We start from the raw sequence: 14,507 nt of genomic DNA on the forward strand, positions 1-14,507 counted from the left end.
ATCGGCCGCCGTCAGGCGCCGCCCGCTTGTGACGGAAGGGCACTATGCAGACTGTTGTCATCGTCATCCACCTCATGATCGTCGCCGTCATGATCGGCGCCGTCCTGCTCCAGAAGTCGGAAGGCGGCGGCCTTGGCATGGGCGGCGGCGCGGGATTCATGTCCAGCCGCGGCACCGCGAATCTCCTGACGCGGACCACCGCGATTTTGGCTGTCGGCTTCTTCCTCACCAGCCTGTTCCTGTCCTGGTACGCCGGCTACGACCGCAAGCCTTCCTCGATCATCGGCCAGCCGTCGCAGACCCAGCCGGCCGGCGGATCGCCGATCGCGCCGCCGACTTCGGGCGGTATCCTGGATTCGCTGAAGAAGGCGGACGAGCAGCAGCAGGCGCCGGCTCCGAGCGGCCCGCAGGTGCCTCGCTCGCAATAAAGCAGGGGGGCCATGCAGGGCGGTGGCTACCGTCCTGCATCAAAAATCCCCATCAAGGCACTGTCACCACTCTCAGTTTCGGATCACCCACAGGCCCGCAGAATCTTTGGGGCGGAATACGAATCGCTTTGGCGAATCGAATTCGAGGGATTAGAGGTTAAGTCCCATGGCGCGGTACATATTCATCACCGGCGGCGTGGTTTCTTCGCTCGGCAAGGGTCTGGCTTCAGCGGCACTCGGTGCTCTGTTGCAGGCCCGGGGCTACAAGGTCCGCCTCCGCAAGCTCGACCCCTATCTCAACCTCGATCCCGGAACGATGTCGCCGTATCAGCACGGCGAGGTGTTCGTGACCGATGACGGCGCGGAGACCGATCTCGATCTCGGTCACTACGAGCGCTTCACCGGGCGGCCGGCGACCAAGGCCGACAACATCACGACGGGACGCATCTACCAGGACATCATCACCAAGGAACGCCGCGGCGATTACCTCGGCGCGACCATCCAGGTGGTTCCGCACGTCACCAACGCCATCAAGGAATTCGTCCTCGACGGCAATGACGACTACGACTTCGTGCTGGTCGAGATCGGCGGCACCGTCGGCGACATCGAGGGCCTGCCGTTCTTCGAGGCGATCCGCCAGTTGAAGAACGATCTGCCGCGCGATCATGCCGTCTACATCCACCTCACGCTGCTGCCCTACATCCCCAGCGCCGGCGAATTGAAGACGAAGCCGACGCAGCACTCGGTGAAGGAGCTGCGCTCGATCGGCATTCAGCCGGACATCCTGCTCTGCCGCACCGACCGCGAGATCCCGAAGGAAGAGCGGCGCAAGCTCGGCCTGTTCTGCAACGTCCGCGAAAGCGCGGTGATCGAGGCGCGCGACGTCGACAACATCTACGCGGTGCCCGAGGCCTACCACAACGCGGGCCTCGACGACGAAGTGCTCGCCGCCTTCGGCATCGCCGCTCGGATTCCGCCGGAGCTGCGCAGCTGGCAGCAGATCAACGAGCGCGTCCGAAATCCCGAGGGCAACGTCACCATCGCCATCGTCGGCAAGTACACCGGCATGAAGGATGCGTATAAGTCGCTGATCGAGGCGCTCTCGCATGGCGGCATCGCCAACAAGGTGAAGGTCAATCTCGACTGGATCGAGAGCGAGATCTTCGAGAAGGAAGATCCCGCGCCGTTCCTCGAGCACGTCAACGGAATCCTGGTGCCCGGAGGCTTCGGTCAGCGTGGCGCGGAGGGCAAGATCCGCGCGGCGCAGTTCGCGCGCGAGCGCGACGTGCCGTATTTCGGCATCTGCTTCGGCATGCAGATGGCGGTGATCGAGGCCGCGCGAAATCTCGTCGGCATCGAGGACGCCAACTCCACCGAGTTCGGCCCGACCAAGGAGCCCCTGGTCGGTCTGATGACGGAATGGCTGCGCGGCAACGAGCTCGAGAAGCGCTCGCAGGCCGGCGACCTCGGCGGCACGATGCGGCTCGGGGCCTATCCCGCCGCGCTCAATCGCGGCAGCCGCGTCTCGCAGGTCTATGGCGGCGCCACCGAGATTTCCGAGCGCCACCGCCACCGCTACGAAGTGAACACCGCCTACAAGGACCGGCTCGAGCAGCATGGCCTGAAATTCTCAGGCCTGTCGCCCGACGGCGTGCTGCCTGAGATCGTCGAGTACGAGGATCACCCCTGGTTCATCGGCGTCCAGTTCCACCCCGAACTGAAGTCACGGCCATTCGAGCCGCACCCGCTGTTCGCCTCGTTCATTCAGGCGGCGATGGTGCAGTCGCGCCTGGTGTAGGCGCCGGTTACGGCGTCGCCTGGCGCGGCGTCGCAGCGGCTGTCGCGCCGGAATCCTCGCCCTTCATGCGCGCAAGTTCGAGTCCGGCGGCGATGTGCTCGATGTAGATGATGACACCGAGCTCGCGCGTCTTGTTGAAGTAAGTCTGCGCGGTCTTCTTGTCGCCGGTCGCGAGATAGTACTCCCCAATATAGAAATAGCCCTCTGCCAGTGCCATCTGGAGGTCGTCGCCCTTCTTGTCGCCCACCGACTTGATGACGTCGTCGGGCGTCATTGCACCTGCGGCCATACCGAGTGCCGCGCGCGGCCATTCGCCGCGCAGCTCCGTGGTTGCTCGCTTCAATAGATCGGCGGGCGCCGGCTTGCCGAGCCGGGTGTAGGCAATGACGAGCCAGATGTCGCAGTAGACTCTGGATTCCTTGTCGGCCAGTTCGCTGGCCTTGGTTAGGTCGGTAACCGCCTCCTCGAGACGGCCGGCGAACAAGCGCGACACGCCGCGCCCCCGAAACGATTCAGCGGCAGTCCCTCCAAGCGGGATCGCCTTTGAATAGTCGGCGATGCTCTTGTCGAATTGCCCGGTGCGGAAATAGATCCCGGCACGGCAGGTCAGAGGCGAGAACGAATTTGGCGCGAGGCGCACGCCAGCATTCACGTCCTGCATGGCTTCGTCATAGCGATCCAGGTCGGCGTAGCTCTGACCGCGGAGGCAGTAGGCATCCGCCAGATCGGGACCTGACAGCTTTCCGCCCTCGATCGTTTCGGTCGCCTTCTTGATGGTCTGCTCGCTCAGGCCCTGGAGCCGTTTGGTGAAGCTGGATTGATCCGATGGATCGCCGGACTTGATCGCAAGCTTGCTCACGAAAATGAGCCCCCCGACCGCCTTGCTGAAGGATCGCACGTCGTCGGCATAGGCCGTGTAGTTGCCCGGCTCGACGGAAGGACGGAGCGTCATCAGATTCATCGATCGCTTGGCGATGTTGCCGCGAAACGATTCCGAGACCGTCGCGCTGAAATACTTGTTCTCGACCGTCTGGGCGCGGGGATCGGCGAAGTCGCTGACCGCTTCGGGAAAAGTGATCTCCAGATCGTACTTGGCGTGGAACGGATATCCGGGAATGCGCAGCGGCGTAGTCCGGTTCGCCGATGACGACGTCGTCAGGATGTCGACGAAATTGTCCGGCCTGAAATAGACCAGCCAGTTTCCGTCGCGTTCGGTGGCGAGTTTCGGGACCTTGTAGGTCGCGCCGATCGTCAGGGTGTTGTTGACTGTGTCGTCGGCGATGGTGGGCTCGCCGACCATCCTGGCGCCGGGATAGCGGCGCTCCATCGCATCGCCGAACGACCTCAAGATGCGGTCGCGCGAGCTGAGCTCGAACACGACGCGGGTCCGTTCGGCAGTGAGACCACTGAGGATGCGCTTGAGCTCGAGCTGGCCCTCGTCGCCGAATTTGGCGAGCGTGATCCGTTCCGCAATTTCATCCTCGACGAGATCATTGCCGGTGTCCGGGATCGACGTCAGGTCGGTCGTGCCCTGGCCAACCACCAGAACTTGCGCGCCGCTATGGGCCTGACCCATCCGGTTCAGAAGCCCATGCTGGCCGAGCCGGGTCGGATCAAGAAAGTAGACCTGACCGTCGACCACCGCCCGCACGATCGCATGATCGAAGAATTGCGGGCTCGGCAGCGTCTTGTCGATGCCCTCACGCCGCCCGATCTGGAGCACCACGGGACTGCTCTCGATGCCGAGTTCGCGCAGCAGCGTGACCAGCAGGAACGACTTGTCCTTGCAGTCGCCATAGCGGCGGCGCAACACTTCGTCGGGGGCTGCGGGACGGTGCGAGCTCTCGCCGAGCGAAACCGAGAAGTAGCGGATCTGCGACTGTACGAATTCCAGCGCGGAGGTCACGCGCTCCTTGTCCGAGCCGAGGCTCCGGATTCGATTGATGGCTGTGCGAAGGTCCTCGCCGATGGCAGGCTTAGCATCGAACAAGGTGGCCGCCCAGCCGGCGACTTCGTTCCAGCTCTTGAATTCCGAGAATTGCAGGAAGCGATAGCCGAAGAAATCGGGGGCGGTCTGGGCCTCTCCGACGATCTCGGCCAGGTTTTCCTGGTTGAAGTCGAGCCGGCGTATGCCGTCGCGAACGCTTTCGCTCGGAGCGAGCTCCGGCGATGCGCGATCGCCGACCATCCGCCACTGGATCGGCCGGCCGATCGGATGATTCATCACCACCCGGCGATGCAGCGTGGGCAGGCTTTGGTCCCAGAGGCTCAGGCCAAAATACTTGCCGCCGAAGACGGGATTGTCGCCGGAGGTCGAGTAGGCGATGTCGAGCGTGTCGCCGACGCGCAGATCGTCGATCAGGATCGATGCCGTGACGTGCCCGCTGTAGACGCCGTTCTCCAGGCCTTGCTCGCGCTGGAGGAAGCGAATGTTCGACGTCTTGGTCCGGTCGAGCAGTTCCTGCGCCCGCCGGATCCTGACCCAGTGCAGCTGGACGTGCTCGTATTCAGGCGCAAAGGAGATCGAGAAGCGCCCGGCTGCGGTGAGCGAGGCTGCATCGTTGATGGCCATCGCACGCCGGACATAGGTCACCGGCGTCGGTCCGACCAGGAATTGGGTTTCCATCAACCGAATCACGATCGGTTGCGGCTTCGTCATCTCCGGAAGCGGCGTGGGATCAACCCAGGATGGGATCGGGTCGGCGAGGGTGAATGCGTTGCTCTCGACCTGCACTTCCTTCAGTTGTTGGCCGGGAGCGGGCTGCGCAGAAACGTTGTAGGACACCAACAGGCCGGCGAGCACGACGCCCGCACGGAGAAACTTCGCAAGATACATGCTTCACCTCTGCCACTCAGAGGTTGTATAGATGATGCGACGGGGGTGTTCAATGCGCACGCTCCCGGCTGCATTGCCGCTGCGATATGTGACGGTGCATTCAACCGATGTGAGCCGCTGGTTTCCGACCGGATCGATTGAGAACAGTTGCGGCCGGCGTGCAGATGTCGCCGCTGGAGCGCCGCCTAGCCATGCGCAAAACGCCACTGAGGCGGCCGGGCAGGGCTCAAGACACCATCAAGGCCAGCCGTTATAACCGCCGGACCTGTTCAGGGAGGAGCTCAGAATGATCTACGAAATGCGCATCTATCGCTGTGTACCCGGCCGTCTGCCGGCGCTGCTGAAGCGGTTCGAGACGGTGACGCTGAAGTTGTGGGAGAAGCATGGCATCAAGCAGGCTGGGTTCTTCACCACGCTGATCGGCGAGTCCAACCAGGAGCTGACCTACTTCCTGGCCTGGGAGTCGCTCGCCGATCGCGAAGCGAAGTGGGGCAAGTTCATGACTGACCCGGACTGGATGAAGGCACGCGCCGAGAGCGAGGCTGACGGCCAGATCGTCGGCAACATCGTCAGCCAGTTGCTGACGCCGACCGCCTTCTCGTCGGTGAAATAGGGGCCGCCAGCGCAAGGGCCTCGCGGGGAGGCCCGGCGCAACCCTGATATTCTGACAGGCCGGGCCGAATGGGGTTGATCCGACCCTGATGGCGGCTATGGTCGCGCCGAAACGAGGGATTTGCCTTGAGCTCTTCGAATTCAGCGGCGCCGGTCGTCACCATTGGCAAGGTCAAATTCGGCAATGATCTGCCGATTGCGATCATTGCCGGGCCGTGTCAGCTCGAAAGCCGCCAGCATGCGCTGGAGGTGGCCTCCGCGCTGAAGGAGATCGCCGCGCGGCTGAAGGTCGGTCTCGTCTACAAGACCTCCTTCGACAAGGCCAATCGCACCAGCGCGTCGGCGGCGCGCGGGCTCGGGCTGGCGCAGTCGCTGCCGATCTTCGCGGAGATCCGATCCTCGCTCGGTCTGCCGGTGCTGACCGACGTGCACGATGCCGCGCAATGCGCCGAGGTCGCGCAGGCGGTGGACATCCTGCAGATCCCGGCCTTCCTGTGCCGGCAGACCGATCTCCTTCTTGCTGCGGCCGCGACCGGCAAGGTCGTCAACGTCAAGAAGGGCCAGTTCCTGGCGCCCTGGGACATGGCGAACGTCGTGGCCAAGATCACCAGCGCTAACAATCCCAATGTGCTTGTCACCGAGCGCGGCGCCTCCTTCGGCTACAACACGCTGGTCTCGGACATGCGCGCGCTGCCGATCATGGCGCGCACCACTGGCGCGCCCGTGATCTTCGACGCCACCCATTCGGTGCAGCAGCCCGGCGGGAAGGGGACATCCTCCGGCGGCGAGCGTGAATTCGTGCCGGTGCTGGCGCGCGCAGCGGTCGCGGTCGGCGTTGCCGGCGTCTTCATCGAGACACACCCCGATCCCGATAGCGCGCCCTCGGATGGGCCCAACATGGTGCCGCTGCGCGAGTTCGAAGGGCTGATCGCTAGGCTGATGGCGTTCGACGCACTCGCAAAGACCCCGCGCTGATGGAGCAAGGCGAGGCGCGGCCGCACGATCACGGTCTGCCGGCCGCGCTCTACGTCATATCAGGCGCGAGCTTTGCCGCAGCGCTGTCGGCGCGCGCGCTCGATCCGGTGCTGCCGCATATCGCCGAGGATTTCGGTGTCAGCATCGCGACCGCCGCGGGCTTTGCCGCAGTGTTCGCCTTCACCTTCTCGATCATCCAGCCGATTGTCGGCGCCGCCGCCGATCTGTTCGGCAAGACGCGGCTGATGATCGGCTGCCTCGCGCTGCTCGGCCTTGCCAACATCCTGGGCGCGCTTTCGACCTCGTTCTCGGTTCTGTTTGCGACCCGAATTCTTGCCGGCATCGGCTCGGGCGGCGTGTTTCCGGTCGCGCTCAGCCTGACCAGCGATCTGGTCGGCCCGGAGAAGCGGCAGGTCGCGATCAGCCGCACGCTCGCCGGCGCCATGACCGGCAATCTGCTCGGGGCCTCGGCCTCCGGCCTGATCGGCGATTTCCTCGGCTGGCGCGGCGTGCTGGCCGTGCTCGGCGGACTCGTGATCGTGGCCTCGATCGCGGTCGCCGCGGGCTTTCGCGGCGCCAAGGTCAAGCACCCGCCGAAAACGAGCCTGTCGGCGCTGAAGGCCGGCTATCGCACCATCTTCACCAATCCCAATGCCTACGTGTGCTACGCGGCGGTGTTCGTCGAAGGCTGCTGCGTGCTCGGCCTGTTTCCCTACGTCGCCTCGTTCCTGTTCGAGCTCGGGCAGACCTCACTGTCGATCGCCGGCATCGTCATCGCAGGCTTTGCGGTCGGCGGCCTGTTCTACACGCTGACGGTGTCGCGCCTGCTGCCGCGGCTCGGCGTGAGGGGCATGATGATCGCGGGCATGACGCTGGTCGCCTCGCAGCTCGTCGCGGTGGCCTTCGGTCCGCGCTGGGAGGTCCAGGCGCTCAATCTCATCGTCATGGGCTGGGGCTTCTACATGGCCCATGGCTGCCTTCAGGTGTTCGCGAGCGAGCTTTCGGTGGAGGCGCGCGCCACCGCGCTGTCGCTGCATTCGTTCTTCTTCTTCATGGGGCAGACGGTGGGGCCGCTCGCTTACGGCCTTGGCCTCCAGCATGGCGGCAAGGTGCCGACGCTGCTCGCGAGCGCCGTCATCATGGTGGTGTTGGGCCTTGTTTGCGCGCGCTTGTTGAAACAACGCGCACCGTCCGACGCACGGGCCTGACGGAAGTATCAAGTTACCGATTTCCGTATTTTCCCGTAGGCGAACGGTAACACAATCCCTTCCACTTTAAATCAAATCACACGCTTCGAACCGTAGAATTCCGGCAAGCCGCCGGGTTGCGGCATCACCCGTCGGATTGTCAGATGCAAAAGCAACGCTCGGTCGCCCGCATTCTCGGGGCGGTGGTTGGTTCTCTCGGTATCGTCCTCGTCCTCATCTGCGGCTACAGCCTGAAGCAGGCGATCAGCCGCCATAGCGACAGCAACCGCATCGTCTCGCTCGCGATCGCGAGCCGCGACATGACCAACGCGCTGGTGGTGTTCCGGCTCGAGCGCGGAGACACGCTGAGCAACCTGTCAGCGGCTGCACCGGCCGCCGACAAGACGTTCAGCGCCATCGCCGAGATGCGCGCGGCGGCGATCAAGAATTACGGGCAGGCGCTCCAGACCGCCGAGCAGCTCGACCTGCCCGGTCTTGCCGAGCGCGTGCAGAAGTTGCGCGCGGCCTGGGATCAGGTGGACCGACTGCGCTCGGGCACCACGGCAGCCCTGCGTCAGGACAAGGCGGCGCGGGACGCGGCGCTCGCCCCGGCATGGGCCAAGGCGACCGATGCCTACATGGATGCGGTCGGCGAGGTGACCGCACATCTGGACAACAGCATGACCTTGATCGATCCGGTCATCGACCGCCTGTTGCTGGTCAAGCAGTCGGCCTGGCTGGCGCGCGCAACGGTCGGCCAGACCATCCTGTCGCAGTTCAGCGCGATCCTGGGAAGCAAGTCCTGGAGTGCCACCGACGGCATCGATTTCGCCGATCTTCGCGGCCGCTCGCAGGCGGCCTGGGGCATCGTGCGGAATTTGAGCGCGAACGCCGCTTCGCCTGCGTTGATGCAGGCAATCCGCGATGCCGAGCCGGACATGTCCGGCGATCTGTACGACCAGCGCAACGCGGTAGCCGCCCGCCTGTTGAAGGGCGAGCCCGCCGGCATCACCGGCCTCGACTATCGCAACGGCCAGCTCGTCGGTGCCGACAAGCTCGTCGGCGTGACCCAGTCGGCGCTCGCCAACATGATTTCGCGGGCGGAGGAGGGCGCAGCACAGGCGCGCAGCGGCCTGATGCTGTTCGGGCTCCTGGTGCCGGCGTCAGTCACGCTGATGATCGGCGGTCTGTTCCTGATGCGCAACCGTGTCACCCGACCGCTGACCGCGATCACCGGCGTCATGACCCGCTTTGCCGCGCATGATTTCGCCGGCGAGGTGCCGGGCCTCGACCGCAACGACGAGATCGGCCGGATGGCCGCGGCTTTGCAGGTGTTCAAGGAGGCCATGATCAACGCCGAGCGCCTGTCCGGTGATCAGGCGTCCGAGCGCGCCGAGAAGGAGAAGCGTGCCGGCGAGCTTGCCGGCCTCGTGCGGCAGTTCGAGAGCCGGATCGGCCAGATGGTGCAGGCGCTGTCGAGCGCCTCGGGCGAGCTGGAGACGACGGCGCGCTCGATGTCCGGCACGGCGGCGGAAGCCCAGGACCAGGCCGGCTCGGCCTCGACCCTTGCCGACCAGGTCGGCAGCGGCGTGCAGACCGTCGCGGCCGCCGCCGAAGAACTCAACGCCTCCATTCGCGAGATCAACCGCCAGGTTGAGCAGGCCACGCGCGCCACCGAGCAGGCGGTCGTCACCGTCAAGGAGACCGACACCACCGTGCGTGCGCTCGCCGAAGGCGCCGACCGCATCGGCGAGGTGATCGGGCTGATCACCTCGATCGCCGGCCAGACCAATCTGTTGGCCCTCAACGCGACCATCGAGGCCGCTCGCGCCGGCGAATCCGGCAAGGGTTTTGCGGTGGTGGCGAGCGAGGTGAAGAACCTTGCCTCGCAGACCGCGAAAGCGACCGACGAGATCAGCACCCAGGTCACGCAGATTCAGGAGGCGACGCAGAAGGCGGTCTCCGCGATCGATGGCATCGTCAAGACCATCGAGGAGGTCTCGAGCATCAACCGTGTCATCGCCGCCGCCATCGAAGAGCAGAACAAGGCCACTGCCGAGATCGCCAACACGGTGCAGCACACGGCGGAGGCCACCGCAACTGTCACCCGCAACATCGCGACGGTGTCGTCCGCCGCGAACGAGACCGGTCGCGCTGCATCCGGCGTGCTGAAGGCCGCTGCCAACCTCTCGAGCCAGTCGAGCTCGCTGACGTCGGAGGTCGACGGCTTCGTCAGCAGGGTGAGGGCGGTGGCGTAGGGCGCTGGCCGCGGCATTTGAAGTCTTGCTGCTGCATCAACGGCGGCAGCAAGACTTGATGTTGATGGTGACGCTGTCCTGAGGGGCCGCCTCAAGCGCGCTGATTTTGTCGACAACCACGCCCGGTCTGCGGCCCGAGAGACCGAATTGAGGCAGGTCCATTTCCGCGTGGGCACAAAAATCGCCTCGATTGGCCGTGTGGCTGACTTGCGCTGATGCTTCCTTAGGAACAAGAGCGGCGCGGCAATCGTTAGTTATGTCTTCCCTGAGGGCATAACGATGGTTCGGCTTCTCTTCGCGGTCCTGCTTGCGGTCTCAACCTCGGCCTTTGCGCAGGCGCAGCAGCGCCAGCGAAGCCGGCCGGCGAATACTCCCTATTGTTGCGCAGTCCCGACGCAGCCGAGCAACAGCCCGTTCAGCAACCCGATCGGACAAGGCGTGCCCCCGGCCGCATCTGCTCAGCCTTACTGGAACGGTTCCGGTTCGACGCCCCAGCGACGGCGCTGATGAACCGTCTACTCCCGTTCCTCGTAGCGATCGCAGCGAGCGTCACCTCGCTTCACGTCCGAGTCGATCTCGTGGCCATGTAAGGAATTGCAAAATTTGGAGCGGCTACGCCGCACGCAGGTCTCGCGTCACCGTGCCACAGTCGTCTTCGGTATACATGGCACGAAGATTGCTTCGATTTTGAGCAAATCTAAGGTGTGAGACCGTGGACGCCCAGCCTATCCGTTCACCCAGCGCAGCGACCGGATACCCCACCAGGCCACCGCTGCGGCGTTTCCTGATCGACTGTTACGAGGAATTCCGAGCCGACAATTCGGGCGAGCTCGCCGACTACATTCCCGAGCTGAAGCGCGCCAACCCCGATCATTTCGGTATCGCGCTCGTCACCATCGACGGCCATGTCTACGAGGTCGGCGACAGCGCCGTGCCGTTCACGATCCAGTCGGTGTCGAAGGCCTTCGTGTTCGCGCTGGCGCTGGAGATGGTCGGCGAGGCGCGCGTCGCGGCCACCATCGGCGTCGAGCCGAGCGGCGAGGCCTTCAACTCGATCCGGCTCACCAACGACAACCGTCCCTTCAACCCGATGGTCAATGCCGGCGCGATCGCCTGCTCGGGCCTGATCTACGAGGTGGATGGCAAGGGCGCCTTCGAACGCGTCCGCTCGAAACTCAGCCAGTTCGCCGGCCGCGAGCTCGACGTCGACGATGCCGTGCATGCCTCGGAGAGCGCGACCGGCAATCGCAATCGGGCGATCGCCTGGCTGCTCCGCAATTACGCGGTGCTGCCCGATGACGTCGACGCCGTGCTCGACGTCTATTTCCGCCAATGTGCGATCCTGGTGACCGCGCGCGATCTTGCGGTGATGGCGGCAACGCTCGCCAACCGCGGCATCAATCCGGTGACGGGCGTGCAGGTGATCACGCCGCACATCGTTGCCCGCACGCTGTCGGTGATGACGAGCTCGGGAATGTACGACTATGCCGGCGAGTGGACTTATCGCGTCGGCATTCCCGCCAAGAGCGGCGTCGGTGGAGGCATCGTCGCGGCGCTGCCTTCGCAGCTCGGGCTCGGCACCTTTTCGCCGCTGCTCGACGATCACTTCAACAGCGCGCGCGGCCTGAAAGTCTGCGAGGCGCTGTCTGCGCGGTTCGACCTGCACATGCTCAATCGCAACGCCGACGTCCGCACCAGCATCATGGCGGATTACGACATCTACGGCATCTCCTCGCGTCGCAGCCGCCAGCCGCACGAGCAGCAGATACTCGACGAGCGCCACAGCGACATCCGCGTGCTCGAGCTGGTCGGCGCGATGAACTTCGGCACCATCGACTATCTCACGCGGCGGCTCGCCAGCGAGCCGCCGAATGCGCCGCTGCTAATCATCGATTTCCGCCGCGTCCCCGACATCACCGCAGCCGGCGCGGAGCTTTTGGGTGAGACGCTGACGGCGCTCGGCAATGCGGGCGTCATCACCATCCTGTCGGGCTTCGAGGGGGCCTCCGCGGTGTGGGGCGCGATCTGCGCGAGGACGGCCGATCCGCGCCGGCTGCGGCGCTTCGCGCTGCTCGACGACGCCATCGAATGGGCCGAGGATCAGGTCATCTACCGCTTCGGCGGCTTCACCGACGTCAAGGAGAGCGCGCATCTCGGCGAGCAGGCGCTGCTGGCCGAGCTCGACGCCGACGAGATCGCCGCGATCGTCAAGCTGTCCACCACGCGCCATTACGCCGCCGGCCAGCGCATCATCGCCGCCGGCGAGCCCGCCAATTCCCTGTTCTTCCTTCAGAGCGGCATGGTCAGTGTGAAGCTGCGCAGCGGCGTGCGTCTGGCTTCATTCGGCCCGGGTATGGCGTTCGGCGAGATGGCGATCCTGGAGGGAAGCCGCAGCGCCGACGTCTTCGCCGACACGCCCGTCAGTTGCCTCGAACTGCCGCTCGACAGCTTTGCCGACTATCGCCGTCTGCATCCGGAGACGTCACTCAAGATCATGCGCAACCTCGCCGCAATTTTGGCGCGGCGGCTCGTGCTCGCAAATGCGAAGGTCGATTTGCTTAGTGCGTACTAGGAGCGACCCGAGCTCGCTCGCGAACGCGCGGCGCAGGCTTTGCGCTTGCCAAGCTCCCGCATTGTGAAAGAATGGAGTTGGAGCGGTCGGCTCCCAATACAATTTCAGGGAGAGTTGCGTGAGTGAGTCGCTTCATCCCGCCGCACCCCATCATTTGCCTTCTTTCATCACCGCGCCCGGCGATCCCGATGTCCTGATGGTGGTCGTCGGCATCGTCCTGATCGGGGCAATTCTTGCGGTCGGGAATTTCTATTTGCACCTGCACACGATGCCGGAGCGGATGGCCCACAAGTCGCAGAAACTCCAGTTCGAGATCGTGGCCGTGCTGGGGCTGCTGGCCTTGTTCACGCACAATCACCTGTTCTGGGTGATCGGCCTGTTCCTCGCCATGATCGATCTGCCCGACTTCAGCACGCCGCTACGCAAGATCGCCGGATCGGTCGAGAAAATGGCCGGCGTTGCACCGGAGCAGGACCCGACCGAGTCGCCCGACCAAGCTGCCGCCGCGCAACCTTCTGCGGCCGCCGACGCCAAGGTCGGGGAGGCCAAGATCGGGGAGGCCAAGAGCGAGGTGGCCAGCCATGCTTGAGCTGCTGCTCTGCTCCCTTCTGACGATATTTCCAGATTATCTCTACCGCCGCTATCGGCAGGGAAAGCGTATTGGGCGCGAGATCACGCTTTTCTCGGTTTGGTTCGAGCTGCGATTTGGCATCATCGCCTGCCTGATGCTGACGGTCTCCCTGATCACGATGATCTTCTATTTTCATCCGTCGACCAATTCAGCGACGTTGTACTATCGGTCCGTCCCGATCGTTCCCGAGATCACCGGCCGCGTGGCTGAGGTTCATGTCGATTACAGCGCGCCGGTCAAGCAAGGCGACGTGATCTTCCGGCTGGACAATTCCAAGCAGCGAGCATCGCTGGAGACGGCGAAGCGCAAGATTGCCGAGGTCGATGCATCGATGCTGGCGGCGCAGGCCGATATTCTCAAGTCGGAGGGCCAGCTTCAGGAAGCCAGGAGCGCGCTGCAACAGGCCAGCGACGAACTCGACGTCAAGCGCGAGCTCCAGAAGCGCAATCCAGGCATCGTGCCGCAGCGGGATATCGAAAAGCTCGAAGCGGCCGTCGCCGGCCGTCAGGGTTCGGTCGATGCTGCAACCGCGGCAAAGCAGTCGGCAGCGACGCGCGTCAGTGCGCTCCTTCCGGCCGAGAAGGCAAGCGCGGAAGCAGTACTCGCCGAGGCACAGGTCGATCTTGACAAGACCTACGTTCGCGCCGGCGTGAATGGCCGTGTCGAGCAGTTCCTGCTGAGGCCGGGCGATGTCGTCAATCCCATGATACGCTCCGCGGGCGTCCTGATCCCTGAAGGTGCCGGGCAACGCGCATTGTCGGCGGGGTTCGGTCAGATCGAAGCACAGGTCATGAAGGTCGGGATGGTGGCCGAGGCCACCTGCATTTCCAAGCCGTGGACGATCATTCCGATGGTGATCACCGACGTGCAGGATTACATCGCGGCGGGCCAATTCAGGGGCGGTGAGCAACTGCTCGAAGTGCAGAATACCACTCGGCCCGGTACGATTCTCGTCTTCATGGAGCCGATCTACCAGGGCGGTCTCCAGGGCGTGACGCCGGGCAGCAGTTGCATCGCCAACGCCTACACCAGCAATCACGAATTGATCTCGTCAGGGAAGGTCGGCGCGTTCAAGAGCTTCACCTTGCATGTCGTCGATGCGACGGGGCTCGTGCACGCCATGCTGCTGCGGATTCAGGCCCTGCTATTGCCGATCAAGACACTGGTGCTGAGCGGGCATTGATCCGCCCAGAAGACGCCGGAGATCGCC

The 14,507-nt window shown here is 64.4% G+C and carries 10 protein-coding genes; 9 read left to right on the top strand and 1 reads right to left on the bottom strand.

Annotated features, from left to right (window positions below; translation table 11 throughout):
• Positions 1-44 precede the first annotated feature (44 nt).
• The gene (gene secG / locus AC1RUR_RS28530) at positions 45-428 is read left to right on the top strand and encodes a preprotein translocase subunit SecG (RefSeq protein ID WP_035702405.1); all 384 of its coding nucleotides are present in this window, start codon (positions 45-47) and stop codon (positions 426-428) included.
• 166 nt (positions 429-594) lie between these two features.
• Positions 595-2,226, top strand: coding sequence for a CTP synthase (pyrG, locus tag AC1RUR_RS28535; protein WP_492850217.1), 1,632 nt, complete (start codon positions 595-597; stop codon positions 2,224-2,226).
• A gap of 7 nt (positions 2,227-2,233) precedes the next feature.
• Here pyrG and AC1RUR_RS28540 read toward each other — a convergent pair whose 3' ends face one another.
• Positions 2,234-5,062, bottom strand: coding sequence for a DUF3857 domain-containing protein (locus tag AC1RUR_RS28540; RefSeq protein WP_492850219.1), 2,829 nt, complete (start codon positions 5,060-5,062; stop codon positions 2,234-2,236).
• A 286-nt stretch (positions 5,063-5,348) separates the two neighbouring features.
• Here AC1RUR_RS28540 and AC1RUR_RS28545 point away from each other — a divergent pair, with 286 nt between their 5' ends.
• The 7 genes from AC1RUR_RS28545 to AC1RUR_RS28575 all read left to right on the top strand — a co-directional run bounded on the left by AC1RUR_RS28545 (position 5,349) and on the right by AC1RUR_RS28575 (position 14,480).
• Positions 5,349-5,675, top strand: coding sequence for an NIPSNAP family protein (locus AC1RUR_RS28545; RefSeq protein ID WP_326897278.1), 327 nt, complete (start codon positions 5,349-5,351; stop codon positions 5,673-5,675).
• Between the two features lie 125 nt (positions 5,676-5,800).
• A complete protein-coding gene (kdsA, locus tag AC1RUR_RS28550) occupies positions 5,801-6,649 on the top strand; it encodes a 3-deoxy-8-phosphooctulonate synthase (RefSeq protein ID WP_492850222.1) in 849 nt (282 codons plus the stop codon).
• Entirely contained in the window at positions 6,649-7,857 is a 1,209-nt protein-coding gene (locus AC1RUR_RS28555) for an MFS transporter (RefSeq protein ID WP_492850224.1), read from the top strand. Before kdsA ends, AC1RUR_RS28555 begins: the two co-directional genes overlap by 1 nt.
• A 143-nt stretch (positions 7,858-8,000) precedes the next feature.
• Complete coding sequence (locus AC1RUR_RS28560; RefSeq protein ID WP_492850226.1) at positions 8,001-10,094, top strand: methyl-accepting chemotaxis protein; 2,094 nt, start codon at positions 8,001-8,003, stop codon at positions 10,092-10,094.
• A 712-nt stretch (positions 10,095-10,806) separates the two neighbouring features.
• On the top strand, positions 10,807-12,666 hold the full coding sequence (gene glsA / locus AC1RUR_RS28565; protein ID WP_492850228.1) for a glutaminase A: 1,860 nt from the start codon (positions 10,807-10,809) through the stop codon (positions 12,664-12,666).
• A gap of 118 nt (positions 12,667-12,784) precedes the next feature.
• Complete coding sequence (locus AC1RUR_RS28570; protein WP_492850230.1) at positions 12,785-13,255, top strand: hypothetical protein; 471 nt, start codon at positions 12,785-12,787, stop codon at positions 13,253-13,255.
• Positions 13,248-14,480 (top strand): HlyD family secretion protein, encoded by a 1,233-nt coding sequence (locus AC1RUR_RS28575; RefSeq protein WP_492850232.1) that lies wholly within the window; start codon positions 13,248-13,250, stop codon positions 14,478-14,480. Before AC1RUR_RS28570 ends, AC1RUR_RS28575 begins: the two co-directional genes overlap by 8 nt.
• The last annotated feature ends 27 nt before the right edge of the window (positions 14,481-14,507 follow it).

Source organism: Bradyrhizobium sp. GW821-FHT12B03, assembly GCF_058807535.1.

Bases quoted from the DNA above. Each gene is read 5' to 3' on its own strand.
- pyrG (WP_492850217.1), top strand. From the start codon at position 595: ATGGCGCGGTACATATTCATCACCGGCGGCGTGGTTTCTTCGCTCGGC.
- secG (WP_035702405.1), top strand. From the start codon at position 45: ATGCAGACTGTTGTCATCGTCATCCACCTCATGATCGTCGCCGTCATG.
- AC1RUR_RS28575 (WP_492850232.1), top strand. From the start codon at position 13,248: ATGCTTGAGCTGCTGCTCTGCTCCCTTCTGACGATATTTCCAGATTAT.
- AC1RUR_RS28540 (WP_492850219.1), bottom strand. From the start codon at position 5,062: ATGTATCTTGCGAAGTTTCTCCGTGCGGGCGTCGTGCTCGCCGGCCTG.
- AC1RUR_RS28560 (WP_492850226.1), top strand. From the start codon at position 8,001: ATGCAAAAGCAACGCTCGGTCGCCCGCATTCTCGGGGCGGTGGTTGGT.
- AC1RUR_RS28555 (WP_492850224.1), top strand. From the start codon at position 6,649: ATGGAGCAAGGCGAGGCGCGGCCGCACGATCACGGTCTGCCGGCCGCG.
- AC1RUR_RS28545 (WP_326897278.1), top strand. From the start codon at position 5,349: ATGATCTACGAAATGCGCATCTATCGCTGTGTACCCGGCCGTCTGCCG.